This window comes from Streptomyces spongiicola, assembly GCF_003122365.1.
GTDB classification, from domain to species: Bacteria; Actinomycetota; Actinomycetes; order Streptomycetales; family Streptomycetaceae; genus Streptomyces; species Streptomyces spongiicola.
In genome coordinates, this window is sequence record NZ_CP029254.1 from 6,418,703 (window position 1) to 6,432,901 (window position 14,199).

Below are 14,199 nucleotides of genomic sequence, written 5' to 3' on the forward strand. Positions count from 1 at the left end.
TCCGCCCGACGGACGCCGTCCGCGTCCCCCGGGAGTCGCCGGGCGTCGAGGACCGTGTGCATCCGGCCGTCCCCGCCGGTGAACTTCGCGTCCCTCGCCGCCGTGCGGGTGCCGAGCGGGTCGCGTCGCGCCGCCTGCCCCGGGCCCGCCCGGCAGGATGAGGGTCGGCGATGGTGGTACGCAGGACGCGCCGGAGGCCGCGGGGAGGTTGCGGCGGGGCGCAGGAAGGTGGCGAGTGGGCGTGCGGCTTCGGTTCGAGGGCTGGATCGCCGGCATCGGGACCGGGTCCGGCGTTCGCCTGGTGGTGGGGCACTGGGTGCGGTCACCGTTCGGGGCCTTCGGTGACGTCATGATCGAAAGGGTGGACGGGGAGCGCCTGCTGCTGGCCCCCACGCGGGAGGTCGCCGACTTCATCGCCGCCACCTACACCTTCGAGGAGGTGCGGATCGGTCCGGTGCGGGTGCGGGTGGACGGGGCGGCCTGGACCGTGACGGCGCCGTCGCTGGAACTGCGATTCGCTACCGGTGGGCGGGGAATCCCGGGGCGGCTGCTGCGGGCAGTGCCCGGCCCGCTCGCGAACCGGCCGGCCTTCAGCGCCCTGGCCGATCTTCCCGCACGTCTGATGCCGGGTGTACGCACCCGAGGCAGGAGCGGGACCGGCCGTCGCGAATGGTACGGCGCGCGGGATCTCCTTCCGATCGTGCGTGCTCGTGCCGTCTTCGAGGGGGTGGAGCTCGGCCCCCTCGCGCCCGTCGAACCTCCCGTGCGCTTCGGATTCGGCTCCGTACCCCGGAAGCCGGCTGCCGTGCGGGTCACCACCACGGTGGGACTGGACGGTGAACCGCCCGCCTGATGCCGGACGCGCGACGGCTCCACACGGACGACGGCCTACGCCTGACATCTGACATCTGACATCTGACATCTGGACATCCGCACCCGACACCCGACACCCGACACCCGACACCCGACACCCGACACCCGACACCCGACACCCGCGTCCGCGCCCGACACCCGAGCGGGTACCCGGCGGACCTGTCCGATCACGGCGGTCCAGGGTCCCCGGCGATGGGTCGGGCATCCGCGCGCGGCCGGGTGTCAGCGGCGCTGGCTACGGTGGACACATGATCGAGTCCGAGGAAATCCGCCGTATCGCCCTGTCCCTTCCCGACACGGTGGAGAGGGAGGCATGGAGCATGCCGACGTTCCGTGTCGCCGGGAAGATGTACGTCACGATGCCCGACGACCAGACGTCGTTCGCCGTGCGCTGTCCGAAGCACGAGCGGACCGAGCTGATCGCCGCCGAACCCGAGAAGTTCTGGGTACCGCCGCACGAGGCGGGTTCGGCCTGGGTCCGGGTGCGGCTCAGCGCACTCGAGGATCTGGACGAGCTGCGCGACATCCTCGTGGACTCCTGGAGGCAGGCGGCGCCGGACCGGCTGGCGGAGCAGCACCCCGAGCTGCGGCCCGGCGAGGGCAACGGCGGGTGAACGGGTCAGGGCCGCGGCGGACCGCCCGGGCGCCGCGATCCGGGGCGGGAGGTGGCGCCGAGAGAGCCGGCGGGGCGGCGGTTCCGGAGAGCGGGGCCGGCGGGGCGGCGGTTCCGGAGAGCCGTGCGCGGCAGACGAACTCGACAACGACTGCCGTTTCTCTTCGGAATCCGCGCTGCCGGATGTGAAAGCGCAGGTCAGGGGAGTGTTAACGACAGCGATTCCCACCATCGTTGCAGCCTTTGCGTGAACTCCTCCCGTGCGTTTCACTGCACGGCTGAAAGGCACTCGATCTCGTATCCGAGGGGGAAGCGATGGGCGCGGGACACGCTCACGGTGGTTCGCACGGCCACGGCCACGATCACGCTCATGGTGTGACGGGGGACTCCGACAAGAGATGGCTCTCGATCGCGCTGGTCCTGATCGTCGGGTTCATGTCGGTCGAGGTCGTCATCGGTTTCGTGGCCGAGTCGCTGGCCCTGATCTCCGATGCCGCGCACATGCTGACCGACGCGGTGGCCATCGTCCTCGCGCTCGTGGCGATGCGGATAGCCAGGCGTCCTCCCCGGGGCAGCTACACCTACGGCCTGAAGCGGGTGGAGATCCTGTCCGCCCAGGTGAACGGGCTCTCCCTGATCCTGCTGGGCGCCTGGCTGACGGTCGAGGCCGTCGAGCGGCTCATCGACCCTCCCGAGGTCAAGGGCGGGCTCATGCTGGCCACCGCCCTGGCGGGGGTCGCGGTGAACGTGGCCGCCACCTGGTGCCTGTCCCGGGCCAACCGCTCCTCGCTCAACGTCGAGGGCGCCTACCAGCACATCCTGAACGACCTGTTCGCGTTCATCGGCACAGCGGTCGCCGCACTCGTCGTGCTCACCACGGGTTTCGCGCGGGCCGACGGCATCGCGACGCTCGTGGTCGTCGCCCTGATGCTCAGGGCCGGCTACGGCCTGCTCCGCGACTCGGGGAGGATCTTCCTCGAGGCCGCGCCCGCCCATGTCGACCCCGGCCGGCTCGGTGGGCGGCTGGCGGCGGAGCCGGGTGTACGGGAGATCCACGACCTCCACATCTGGCAGATCGCGTCCGAGGAGGTCGCCCTGTCCGCCCATGTGCTCGTCGAAGCCGGCGGCGACTGCCACGCCGTACGGCGCGACCTCGAGGACCTGGTGCGCCGCGACTTCGGCATCACGCACACCACGCTCCAGGTGGATCACCGGCCGGAGGCCCTCCTCCAGATCGGCGGACACGACGGCGCGCCGGGTGAGGTGACGCACCGGGCCGACCCGCACGGGCGCGGGGACCGGAGCCCGTACGGACGCGGGGACGGCGGCCCGGGCGATCACGATGGCACGCACGGTCATGGGCCCGTCGGCGCGGTCCTGTCCTGACCGGTGGCGGCGCAGGCGCCAGGAGCGCCGGTGGGTGGGGTGGGTTCTCCCGGTGGGGCCCGGCGACGGCAGATCGCCCGCCGCACCCGCCGCACCCGCCGGTCCTCGCCGGCCGGGGCGCCGGGGTGCGGACGGTGCTTCGGCCGCCCCATGGCGGCCCGGCAGTGCGGCAACAACCGCCAGCATCCGGCAATAAGCGGCAAAAAACAGCAAAAAACGACAACAAATGACAGCGAGCGGCGGAGGCCGGTGTCGAACGGCTCAGCCGGAAGGGTGGTCGCCAACCCGGAATCACGCAGGACGGGGGATTTCTGTGATTTTGTGATGGGTAGATACGACAAAGAAGGATGAAACGGGACCGGGTGGTCCGGGCCCGAGCGGGAGGGAACACGGGACATCGCCCCGGTCCACGTGCACCCGCGTCAGTCAGGAGGGCGCGATGGACCTCTGGGCGATCTGGCTGATCATCGCCGCGGTTCTGGTCGCCGCGGAGATCGCCACCCTGACCGCCGCGCTGGGAATGCTGGGCGGGGCGGCGCTCGTCACGGCGGCGTTCGCCGCGGCCGGAGTGCCGCTGCCGTTCCAGCTGCTGGTCTTCACCGTCGTCGCCGTGGTCAGTGTGGTGTTCGTGCGGCCCCGGGTTCGGCGCGCACTCAAACCGCGGCGCGAGCGGTTCGGGGTGGACGCACTGGTCGGCCGCACCGCCCAGGTCGTGTCGGAGGTGACGGGCTCGGGTGGCAGGGTCCGCATCGGCGGCGAGGAGTGGACCGCCCGCGCATACGACGAGACGCTGGTGATCCCTGCGGGAACGGAAGTGGACGTCATGGAGATCAGCGGCGCCACCGCAGTCGTCTACCCCCGGGAGTGAGTCATGGAAGCCACGGCGCTCTTCGTCGGCGTGATCATCGCGCTCTTGGCGGTCATCACCGTGCTTCGGGCGGTCCGCGTCGTCCCCCAGGCGCGTGCCCGCAACGTCGAGCGGCTCGGGCGGTACCACCGCACGCTGCAACCGGGGCTCAACGTGGTCATCCCCTACGTCGACCGGGTCTATCCCGTGATCGACCTCCGTGAGCAGGTCGTCTCCTTCCGGCCGCAGCCCGTGATCACCGAGGACAACCTGGTGGTGGAGATCGACACCGTGGTCTACTTCCAGGTCACCGACCCCCGGGCGGCCGCCTACGAGATCGCGAACTATCTGCAGGCCGTCGAGCAGCTCACCGTCACCACACTGCGCAACGTCGTCGGCTCGATGGATCTGGAGCAGACCCTCACCTCACGCGACATCATCAACAACCAGCTGCGCGGGGTGCTGGACGAGGCCACCGGCAAGTGGGGGCTGAGGGTCAACCGTGTGGAGATCAAGGCCATCGACCCTCCGCAGTCCATCAAGGACGCGATGGAGAAGCAGATGCGGGCCGAGCGGGACAAGCGGGCCGCGATTCTCGGGGCCGAGGGGCAGCGGCAGGCCCAGATCCTCACCGCCGAGGGGGAGAAGCAGTCCGCCGTTCTCCGGGCGGAGGGCAACCGGACCGCGGACATCCTCAAGGCCGAGGGGCAGTCCCGGGCCATCGACGAGGTGTTCCAGGCGGTGCACCGCAACGACCCGGACCCCAAACTGCTCGCCTACCAGTACCTCCAGGTGCTGCCGCAGCTGGCACAGGGATCGGGCAACACGTTCTGGGTCATCCCCGGTGAGGTCACCTCCGCGCTCCAGGGCGTGTCCCGCGCCTTCAGCGAGGCGCTGCCCCAGTCGCCCGCGACCCGGGAGGAGGCCTCCGGCGCCACGGCCGACCGGAAGGCCGCTGACGACGCGGCGCGGGCCGCGGAAGCCGCGGCCGAGGCCGTCGCCGACGCCGTCCAGTCGACCACGGCACCTCCGCTCCCCGCGCCGCCCCCGACCGGCGGGTCGGCCTGAGGGCCTTGCGGGTGTCCGGTGGCCCGCCTCCGGAGTCGCTGACCGGCCGCCTGCCAGTCGCCGGCCGGCGGCCGCGTGCGCGGCTCGGCCGGGGTGCGGGCCGGCAGTCAGCAACCAGGAGCCACGGGCTGGCAGCCGGCAGCCAGGAGTCGGGAGCAGGGAGCCGGGAGCCGCGCACAGGGACTTTGGGAGCCGGGAGCCGGGCACAGGGAGGTGCATGGGGTGGACGCGCAGCCGGGAGCTGCCGAGCTGGGAGCGTATCCGGCTCTGCGTCGTCTCGCGGCCGAGGCGGGGTTCCAGGATCGTGCCGACGCCACAGCGGCGGTGGCGGGCCATGAACCGGCAGGGCACCGGACCGTAACGCCGCTCAGAGCCTGACGGCCCCTTCGAAGACGACGAGGACGCCCACCGCGGCGATCACCACCGCCATCACCCCCGCGGCATGGCCCTCAAGCCACCGTCTGATCCGGGTCAGCGGGGCGAGGACCCGCTCACCCATGAGTACATGGAGCGCCACGGGCAGGGCCACCGTGCTGGCGGCACAGGCGGTGAACAGGGCGAGGGCCGTCACACCGCTCGTGGTGGCGTGCGCACCGGACCCGATGGCGAGACCGGCGGCGGCGGAGAGCAGCAGGATCTTCGGGTTGGCGAGCGACAGCAGCAGCCCGAGCCGGAACGCCCTGGCCGGGTGCGCGCCGCTGAGCAGCCGCATCCAGCCCGGCGCCGGTCTGCCCTGCCGGGTCAGCCACTGGCGGAGGCCGAAGGCGATGAGGAGCGATCCCAGGCCGACCCGGGCCCAGGCGACCCACGGCGGACCCTCCTCGGGGCGGTGGACGACGGAGGCCAGCGCGGCAGAGGCGCTCGCCGGGGCGACGATGCCGATGACCCAGCCGGCCAGAAAGGCGCTGCTGGTCGCCCGCGGCCGCGGGGTGAACTGCATGAAGAGCGCGGGGATGAGGGTGAACGGCGACACGGCGATCACCACCGCGAAGAACACGACCTCACCGAATGCCACCGGCACCGCCCTCTACCGCCCTCGTCCTGCGCGTGTGCACGCACGGTCGCCCCTGTGTACGCGACCCGCCCGTGCCGCACCGGGATTCCCGGGGCACGGTGACTCTGCCGAGGATGTCACACGGCCCGGCGCATCGGGAGGCGGCGACCGCCCGGGTACGCGTCGGCGCGCCCCTGCTTCGAAGCGTACGGCCGCCGGTGCCGTCGGGGTTCTCCGCAGCGTACGGCCGCGCTCCCGCCGCGCGCCTTCTCCGAAGCCCGCGGGCCTCGGGGCCGTGCCCGGGCCGCCGGCGGCGCGAGGAAGCCCGCGGGCCTCGGGGCCGTGCCCGGGCCGCCGGCGGCGCGAACACAGGCCGCCCGGCGGCCCGGGACCCGGCACGCGCACCGTGTGAGCCGGTCAGGGGACGTCCTGGCGGGTCCGGCCACGGGTGGACCGAGCGGTGATCGATCCGGGTCAGAATGCCGGACGGCCCGCCGGCGCGGCGGGAGCTACCGCGAATCGGAAGGGCGGGCGGCATGGGCGGCATGAACGGCGAGACCCTGATGCGACGGATCCTCGACCACGGGAGCCGTGCCGACCCCTATCCGCTGTACGCCGAGCTGCGCGGGACGCCGGTGTGCAGGCAGGAGGACGGCAGCTACGCCGTCAGCACCTACCATGAGGTCCTGGCCCTGCTGCACGACCCCCGTCTCACCTCCACCAACGCCGAGCAGGAGGCGGCCGACGGGGGGAAGCTCCCGCCCAGCATCCTCGGCATGGACCCGCCCGAGCACGACCGCGTCCGGTCCCTGCTGATGCGGCAGTTCGGGCCCCCGCACACGCCGAGCCTGGTCAAGGACATGCGCGGGGACCTCGAGACGACGGTCAACAAGCTGATCGACGCCTTCCCCGAGGGGGGAGAGGCCGACCTGGTGGACGCCTTCGCCTATCCCTTCCCCGTGACCGTCATCTGCCGGCTCCTCGGGGTGCCGCCCGAGGACGAGCCGCGCTTCAGGGGCTGGGCCGACAAGCTGGTCGCCTCCATCGACCCCCGGCCCGGCGAGGACCCGGCCGTCAGGCTGAGGCAAGGGGCCGAGACCAGGCAGGAACTAGCGCTCTACCTCAACGACCTGGTGGAGAAGGGCGCCGGCGGGTCCGGGGACGGAATGCTGTTCCGGCTCGCCGGGGACCACGACGCCGAAGGCGGACCGCTCAGCCGTCTGGAGCTTCTCGTCGCCTCGGTCCTGCTGCTGATCGCGGGCCACGAGACGACGGTCAACCTCATCACCAACGGCGCGCTCACCCTGCTGCGGCGCCCGGAGCAGTGGGAGCGGCTGCGCCGGGAGCCGGAGATCGCGCCGCGGCTCATCGAGGAACTGCTCCGGTTCGAGCCGCCGGTACAGATGATCCCGAGGCGGGGTGCGCTGGCGGACATCGAGATCGGCGACGTCACCATCCCGGCGGGATCGACGGTCGCCCTGGTCCTGGCATCGGGGAACCGCGACCCGAAGCGCTTCGCCGACCCGGACACCTTCGACCCGGACCGCCCCGACATCGAGCACCTCGGCTTCGGCAGCGGTATCCACGTCTGCTTCGGCGCGCCACTCGCCCGCCTGGAGGCCCAGGTCGCCCTCACCGAACTGGTTCGCCGGCTCGACGGCCCGCGTCTGCTTCAGGACCCTCCGCCGTACCGCAGCAGTGCGGTGCTGCGCGGGCCGCGGCATCTGCCGGTCGGTTTCGACCGCGTCCTGGTCTGACACCGCCCGCCCGGCCGGCCGGGCCGCTCGGGGCTGCCGGACGCCTCCGCCGCCGCCCGGCGCTGTGGGCGTTCCCCGCCGCGCGTCAGCGCAGCGCCGCGGACGGCCTGCCGTCGACCGGTTCACGGCAGACGGGCACCCGTCGTACCGCGATGCCCTCCCGGGCCGGGTTGCCGCCCCAGTCCTCCCGGGCGGGTACCTCCTCGCCCTTCATCAGGAAGGAGTCGGCGGCGAGTCCGGCGTGGTCGCCGACCGTCGTCCCGTAGTGGACGAAGGCGCCGACACCCAGGGTCACATGGGCGCCGAGTGTCACCTGGTCGGACTTGAAGGCGCCGTCCTCCTGGGAGTGGCACTGGATGACGGTGCCGGCGTTGAGCGTGCACTCGTCGCCGATGGTGACGAGGGACCGTTCGATCAGCGTGCAGCCGTCGTCGAAGACCCGCCGGCCGATCCGGACCCCCAGCAGCCGCCAGACGAGGTTCTTGAACGGGGTGCCGTTGAAGAGCTGCATATAGCGGTGGGTCGTCAGCTTCCAGAAGCGCTCGTGCCGCCAGAAGGACAGGTCGTAGATCGAGCAGTACAGCGGCCTCAGCGGCCGGACCCGGATCACGATCCGCTCGACCAGCGCGAAGTAGGCGACGGTGAACACCAGGGTGATCAGGCTGAACAGCACGACCGACGCCACACCGTGGGCGTGGTAGAGATCGACCGCGGTCATGCCGATGAGGGCGACGACATAGAAGTGGAACCAGCGCACCAGCAGGTGCAGGGCCGCCGTCACGGCGTTGTGGCGGTTCTTCGCCCTCAGGCGGTGGCGCAGTTCGTCGCCGGTGGCGAGGTGGTCGAAGCGCTGGTCCCGCCGGACCGTGCGCGGTATCTCGAAGCTCGGCGAGCCCAGCAGCCCCACGCCTTCGCGGACCGGGCCGTCGACGGGCACCATGACCTTGGTCGCGAGCAGGCAGTTGTCCCCGATACGGCTGCGCGCGGGGTAGACGACGTTGTTGCCGAGGAAGCTGCTCGCCCCGATCGAGGCCGGGGAGAGGCGGAACGTGGTGCTGGAGAAGTCGGCGTTGATGACCGACAGGCCGTCCGCGACCATCGTGCCGGTGCCGACCCGGCTCAGGTACGGGGTGTCGTGCTTGACCAGCGAGCCGAAGTTCGAACCCGTCTGCTGGACCCGGCACAGGTCGTACCCGAGGCAGCGGAGGTAGTGGACGATGGCGGAGCTGTCGCCGAAGAGCAGGACGAAGAACCTGACGTTGGTCATCCGGGTGAGGGCCCGCTGGAAACCGTGGTGGACCCCGAACAGGGGGTAGACCCTGCCCGGCTTGATCGCCAGGCGCAGCAGCCGGGGTACGGCGTTCATGGTGACCAGGGCCGCCAGCAGACCGCCGAAGAAGGTGACGAGCGAGGCGATCAGCACATCGAGGTAGAACCCGGGGCTGGTCAGGGCCAGCTCGGGGTGCAGCAGTGCGTCGAGCTGCGGCAGTACGGCGAACAGCAGGCCGAGACCACCCAGCGCGATGGGCAGGTACACCCCCAGCAGCAGGAGGAGCTGAGCCGCCGTGTAGAGGACCTTGCGCAGTCCGCCGCAGGTCGCGGGCTCGACGGCGCGGAAGTCCGTGGTGGTCGGCTGGGCCGGTGATCCGTGCCATGACTCGCCCGCGGGGACGGCCTGTCCGGTGTGCAGCGAGGAGGCATGGCCGAGCTGGGCGCCGTCGTCCATCGAGGTACCGATGTCGAGGACCGTCTGCTCGCTGACGGTCACGTCGCGCCCGAGCGTCACGGGACCGGTCTCGATCATGCCGTCGCCGGCCCGGTAGCAGGCGAACAGCACGTCCTTGCGGATGACGGTGCCCTCGCCGATCGTGAGCAGGTCCGTGCACACCGGCACGCTGCGGGAGAAGACCGAGACGTTCCGGCCGATCTGCGCGCCCAGCGCCCGCAGATACAGCACATACAGCGGTGTGCCGGCGAACAGGCGCATCGGACTGAGCCGGATCAGGGTCTTCACGCACCAGAACCGCAGATAACCGAGACTCCACACGGCGAGCCGGCGGGGCCGGAAGCGCCCGATCAGCAACCACTTGGCCACGACGGGGAGTGCGGAGAGGGCCGTGAAGGCCGCGGCCGCGAACAGAGCCGAGCGCAGGTAGACGCCGAGAGCCCCCGAGCCGCCCCTGATCCACTCGTATCCGCTGGTCAGGATGACGGCCACCACGAGGGACAGGCCCAGGAAGAACAGGAACTGCAGCGTGCCGCACAGCACGTACCGCCGGGTGCGCATCCCGGCAGACGCCTCCGGGGCCCCCGCCGCCGTCGCCGACGTCGCGACTGACGCCACTTTCGACGTGCTACCTGACGCACATCCCGAGGTGCTTCCCGAGGTGCTTCCCGTGCTTCCCGAGGTGTTTCCCGACGTGCCCGCCGGGGGCGGCTCCGTCGGCGCCGGGGCCGGCGGGTCTGTGGGGGTCAGTGCCGCGGCGAGGCGCCGGATGGTCGGATTGCGGTAGACGTCCTTCATCGACACGGTGGGGAGGTCGTCGCGTTTGCGGACGCGGGCGCAGAACCGGGCCATGATCATGGAGTCGGCGCCGAGGTCGGTGAAGAAGTGGCTGTCGGCGGGTATCCGCTCGGTGCGCAGGATGCCCCCGAGCACCTCGGCCAGCAGCGTCTCGGTGGGGTCGCCCTGCCGCGCCGGGCCCCCGGCGGGTGGTTGCGCCGGGGGCGGCGGGTCTGTGGGGGTCAGTGCCGCGGCGAGGCGCCGGATGGTCGGATTGCGGTAGACGTCCTTCATCGACACGGTGGGGAGGTCGTCGCGTTTGCGGACGCGGGCGCAGAACCGGGCCATGATCATGGAGTCGGCGCCGAGGTCGGTGAAGAAGTGGCTGTCGGCGGGTATCCGCTCGGTGCGCAGGATGCCCCCGAGCACCTCGGCCAGCAGCGTCTCGGTGCTTCTTGCGGTGGCCGGGTCCGCCCGGACCGCCGAGTCGCCGCCTGCGGTGGCGGACCGCTGGAAGCTGTTGCAGGTCACGACGGTTCCTCCCGGAAGCGACGGCCGCCGTCGGCCATGAGCGCCGCCGCCGCGCGGCCGTCCCGGCCCCGACCGTGAACGGACTCCCGCGACTCGATGGTCTCAAGGTCATCAGTTGCTTTGCGGCCGTATGTCCATGGATGCATAAGTCGTTCACCTGCGGTCGTACAGCCCTCGCCCGGTGAGGTTCGGGAGACGCGCGTATCGGTTCACTTTGGAGACGGCGGGGGAGAGTCCCGCGATGCCGGTTCTGTTCCGGTTTCCATCGCCTCTCATTCCAGTAGGCCCGATCGGACGATTTCTGTCCTGTTACCGGAGTACGGGGCTTGCCCCGGTCGGCAGGAGCTGCCGACCGGTCCCGCGGCGGCTACCCGGCCCATCCGGCCGATGCCGCAACCCGATGCCGCAGCCGATGCCGCCTCAGGGCGAACGACGCCTCCTCGGTCCATGCCGCGACTCGGGCGGCGGTGGCCCCCGGTTCAATGCTGCCTCATCCGCTGTCCGACACCAGCCGGCCGGGAACCCGGCAGGTCCCGAATCGCGGCGGGGCGACACCAGAACCTCCGCAGGACCCACCGGTGCCGTTCGGCACCGCCCCGCCGAAGCGCATGCCGCGGTGCCCGCCGGGGCAGCGCCCCGCCGCTCGGCGGGGGCGGCCCGGCCGCCCGCCGGGTGGCCGAACCGGCATGTTCCTCGAATCGTGGTGACCGATGGGACACGTCTTCGCTCCGACCGTGCCGTCCGCGACGATCGCGGGCGGTACGCTCTGCCGCCCGTCGTCACGGGGCCGGATGCCGTCACCGGGCCGGATGGCCGGCCTCGATCTGGCACGGGGCCTGGCGATCATGGGCATGTTCGCCGCGCACGTCGGCCCCGATCCCTCGGTGGGCGGGCCGCTGGGCTGGGCCATGGAGGTGGCGCGCGGCCGGTCGTCCGCCCTGTTCGCGCTGCTCGCCGGTTTCACCCTGGTGCTCCTCATGGGCCGGCCCGAGCCGCACACCGGACGCCGCGGCCGCCAGGCGGCCGGCCGTGTCCTGATCCGCGCCGCCATCCTGCTTGCGCTGGGGTACGCGCTGGTCCTGCTGGACACCGACGTCGACGTCATCCTGCCCTTCTACGGTCTGCTCTTCGTGCTCGCCCTCCCGCTCCACCGGATGAGCGCGAGGACGCTCGCGCTCATCGCGCTCTCCTCCGCCCTGGTCATGCCCCAGGTGCTCTATCTGCTCCGGTCATCGCTCGACGGCGGAGGACTCGCCGGCGCCCTCGCGACTCTCGATCCCCTGGCACGGATCACCGGCTCGGACGGCTTCCTCGGACTCTTCGTCACCGGGGAGTACCCGGCCCTGACGTGGTTCTCCTTCATCGTGGCCGGAATGGCGGTGGCCAGGCTCGATCTCTCGCGCCGTGGCACGGCCCCCAAGCTCGCGATCACCGGAGCGGCCCTGGCCGTGATCGGTTACGGGGGGTCGTGGCTGGCCCTGCACACGGTCCCGGGCGCCCTGGCGGGGGTGAGCGCGGCCACGGGCGGCGGCCCCGCCGCCTCGGCCTGGTGGTCCGACGCAGCCGGCGAGGCGTCCGCCACCGGGCACCCGGCCTGGCTGCTGGTGGCCTCCCCGCACAGCCAGACGACCTGGTCCGTGCTCGGCAACACCGGCGTCGCGCTGGCGGTTCTGGCCGGCTGCCTCATCGCCGTCCGGCTCGCCGGTCCCCGTGCCCGGCTGCCGGCACCCCTCGTCGCGGTCGGGTCGATCTCCCTGACGGCCTATGTGGCCCACATCCTCGCCATCCGGCTGCTGGACGCCGTCGGCGGCGACGAGTGGCCCGCGATGCCGGTCCTCCTCGGGTTCGCGGTCGCGGCCATGGCGGCAGCCGTCCTGTGGACTCGCTTCCACCGGCGCGGCCCGCTGGAGCGTCTGCTGCACAGCGCCACCGAGCCGGCCCGTTTGATCAGATGACCGGATGGGCGGGGAGCCGGGCGAACCGGGTGGTCACCGGTCGTCGGTGGTGCTCGTGCGCGGGCAAGGCGCGCACGGCAAGGGCGGCAGGGAAGAGCGGCAGGGAAGAGCGGCAGGGAAGGGGAGGAAGCCAAGGAAGCCAAGGAAGTCAAGGAAGCCAAGAAAGGGGGGAGAAGGCCAAGGAAGGGGAGGTAAGCACCGGGTTACAGGGAGGACGGAAGAGGGAGGGCGGAAGGGGACGGGGCTCACGGGCTCGGCGAGGGTTCGGGGTCGTTGCGGAGGCGGGGTGCGGCGGGCGTGGCTGGTTGGGGAGCCGCTGCGTCGGCGCGGGGCACGCGCGTCCGGCGAAGGCCGCCCGGTCGAAGGCCGCGGGGACGACACGGCCGGTGTCCAGCGGATCCGACCGGCGACCGCCGTACCCATAGGCTGATCCCATGTCCGTCAGGCTGAGTTCCACCAGGACCCGTGCCGCGCTCGGCACCTCGGCGCGTGTGTCGACCGAGCTGCTGATCGTCTTCGTGATGGCCGCGGTGGCCCTGTGGCTTCTGGGTCGTATGTGGCCGGTCGTCTGGCCCCTCGTCGTGGGCCTGCTCCTCACGACGCTGACCTGGCCACTGGCTCGGCGTCTGCGCGGGCGCGGATGGCCGCCCGCCCTTGCCGCGTCGGTGGTGACCGTCCTGTTCCTGCTGGTCGCCGCCGGCGTGGTGGCGCTGATCGCGGTGCCGGTGGCGTCGCAGTCGGGCCAACTGTCCGCCGGTGTCGTCCAGGGCATCCAGCAGGTGCGCGAGTGGGCGGCCGGCCCCCCGCTGAACATCGGTGACGACCAGATCACGGGCGCTTTCGACACCGGGGTGGAGCGCGTCCAGGACAGCGCCGGCAGCATGGTCACCGCGGTCGTCACCGGAGTGGGCACGGTGGTCAACGGCGTCGTCACGGCAGTCCTCGCGATCTTCCTGATGTTCTTCTTCCTCAAGGACGGCCCCCGGTTCCTGCCGTGGCTCTCCCGTCAGCTGCCCGGCTCGCTCGCTCTCCACGTCCCGGCCGTGGCGGCGCGCGGCTGGAACACGCTGGGCGCTTTCGTGCGTTCCCAGGCGTTCGTCGGTCTGATCGACGCGGTCTTCATCGGCATCGGACTGTGGATCCTCGGCGTTCCGTTGGTGCTTCCGCTCGCCGTGCTGACCTTTGTGTCGGCGTTCGTTCCGATCGTGGGTGCCCTGTTCGCCGGTCTCGTCGCGGTGCTCATCGCCCTGGTGTCGAACGGCCTGGCGGACGCACTGATCGTGCTGGCGATCATCGTCGTGGTGCAGCAACTCGAAGGCAATGTGTTCCAGCCGATGATTCAGGGCCGGGGCCTCGGCCTCCACGCGGCGGTGATCCTGCTGGCCGTGACGCTGGGCGGAAGTCTGGCGGGAATCGTGGGCAGCCTGCTCGCGGTACCGGCGGCCGCGCTGATCGCGGTGGTGTGGAACTACCTGCGTGAGCAACTCGCAGAACCCGAGACCGAAGCCGAGCCCGGGACCGAAGCCGAAGCCGAGGCCGAGGCCGGACCCGGGACCGGGCCGAAGCCCGGGTTGGAGGCCGGAGAGCCCTCCACCGGTGCCGCCGCCGTGGTCTCGTAGCTCTCGTGGCGCCTGCGGCGGGGCGCGGGCCCGCGAGCGGGGCGTTCGCTTCA

Annotated in this window: 10 protein-coding genes; 8 read left to right on the forward strand and 2 right to left on the reverse strand. The window is 71.8% G+C overall.

What is annotated here, in order from left to right:
* Positions 1 to 241 precede the first annotated feature (241 nt).
* The 5 genes from DDQ41_RS27980 to DDQ41_RS28000 all read left to right on the forward strand — a co-directional run bounded on the left by DDQ41_RS27980 (position 242) and on the right by DDQ41_RS28000 (position 4,787).
* The gene (locus DDQ41_RS27980; RefSeq protein ID WP_109297983.1) at positions 242 to 853 is read left to right on the forward strand and encodes a hypothetical protein; all 612 of its coding nucleotides are present in this window, start codon (positions 242 to 244) and stop codon (positions 851 to 853) included.
* A gap of 268 nt (positions 854 to 1,121) precedes the next feature.
* Complete coding sequence (locus DDQ41_RS27985; RefSeq protein WP_109296953.1) at positions 1,122 to 1,487, forward strand: MmcQ/YjbR family DNA-binding protein; 366 nt, start codon at positions 1,122 to 1,124, stop codon at positions 1,485 to 1,487.
* 374 nt (positions 1,488 to 1,861) lie between these two features.
* Entirely contained in the window at positions 1,862 to 2,872 is a 1,011-nt protein-coding gene (locus DDQ41_RS27990) for a cation diffusion facilitator family transporter (RefSeq protein ID WP_262508598.1), read from the forward strand.
* A 439-nt stretch (positions 2,873 to 3,311) separates the two neighbouring features.
* A complete protein-coding gene (locus tag DDQ41_RS27995; RefSeq protein WP_109296955.1) occupies positions 3,312 to 3,740 on the forward strand; it encodes an NfeD family protein in 429 nt (142 codons plus the stop codon).
* 3 nt (positions 3,741 to 3,743) lie between these two features.
* The gene (locus DDQ41_RS28000; RefSeq protein WP_109296956.1) at positions 3,744 to 4,787 is read left to right on the forward strand and encodes an SPFH domain-containing protein; all 1,044 of its coding nucleotides are present in this window, start codon (positions 3,744 to 3,746) and stop codon (positions 4,785 to 4,787) included.
* Positions 4,788 to 5,154: 367 nt separating this feature from the next.
* Here the strand turns inward: DDQ41_RS28000 and DDQ41_RS28005 are convergent, their stop codons facing one another.
* Positions 5,155 to 5,802, reverse strand: a complete 648-nt coding sequence (locus DDQ41_RS28005) for a GAP family protein (RefSeq protein WP_245991413.1) — start codon at positions 5,800 to 5,802, stop codon at positions 5,155 to 5,157.
* A gap of 524 nt (positions 5,803 to 6,326) precedes the next feature.
* Here DDQ41_RS28005 and DDQ41_RS28010 point away from each other — a divergent pair.
* The gene (locus DDQ41_RS28010; RefSeq protein ID WP_216365089.1) at positions 6,327 to 7,538 is read left to right on the forward strand and encodes a cytochrome P450; all 1,212 of its coding nucleotides are present in this window, start codon (positions 6,327 to 6,329) and stop codon (positions 7,536 to 7,538) included.
* Between the two features lie 85 nt (positions 7,539 to 7,623).
* On the opposite strand, the gene DDQ41_RS28015 is transcribed toward DDQ41_RS28010, so the two are convergent.
* Entirely contained in the window at positions 7,624 to 10,572 is a 2,949-nt protein-coding gene (locus DDQ41_RS28015) for a Pls/PosA family non-ribosomal peptide synthetase (protein ID WP_109296959.1), read from the reverse strand.
* 710 nt (positions 10,573 to 11,282) lie between these two features.
* On the opposite strand from DDQ41_RS28015, the gene DDQ41_RS28020 reads away from it, so the two are divergent.
* Complete coding sequence (locus tag DDQ41_RS28020; protein WP_109296960.1) at positions 11,283 to 12,527, forward strand: DUF418 domain-containing protein; 1,245 nt, start codon at positions 11,283 to 11,285, stop codon at positions 12,525 to 12,527.
* A 434-nt stretch (positions 12,528 to 12,961) separates the two neighbouring features.
* Positions 12,962 to 14,146 carry an AI-2E family transporter gene (locus DDQ41_RS28025; protein ID WP_262508599.1) on the forward strand — a complete coding sequence of 395 codons (1,185 nt, stop codon included), beginning with the start codon at positions 12,962 to 12,964 and terminating at the stop codon, positions 14,144 to 14,146.
* Positions 14,147 to 14,199 lie beyond the last annotated feature (53 nt).

Bases quoted from the DNA above. Each gene is read 5' to 3' on its own strand.
- DDQ41_RS27985 (WP_109296953.1), top strand. From the start codon at position 1,122: ATGATCGAGTCCGAGGAAATCCGCCGTATCGCCCTGTCCCTTCCCGAC.
- DDQ41_RS27995 (WP_109296955.1), top strand. From the start codon at position 3,312: ATGGACCTCTGGGCGATCTGGCTGATCATCGCCGCGGTTCTGGTCGCC.
- DDQ41_RS28000 (WP_109296956.1), top strand. From the start codon at position 3,744: ATGGAAGCCACGGCGCTCTTCGTCGGCGTGATCATCGCGCTCTTGGCG.
- DDQ41_RS28010 (WP_216365089.1), top strand. From the start codon at position 6,327: ATGAACGGCGAGACCCTGATGCGACGGATCCTCGACCACGGGAGCCGT.
- DDQ41_RS28020 (WP_109296960.1), top strand. From the start codon at position 11,283: ATGGGACACGTCTTCGCTCCGACCGTGCCGTCCGCGACGATCGCGGGC.
- DDQ41_RS28025 (WP_262508599.1), top strand. From the start codon at position 12,962: ATGTCCGTCAGGCTGAGTTCCACCAGGACCCGTGCCGCGCTCGGCACC.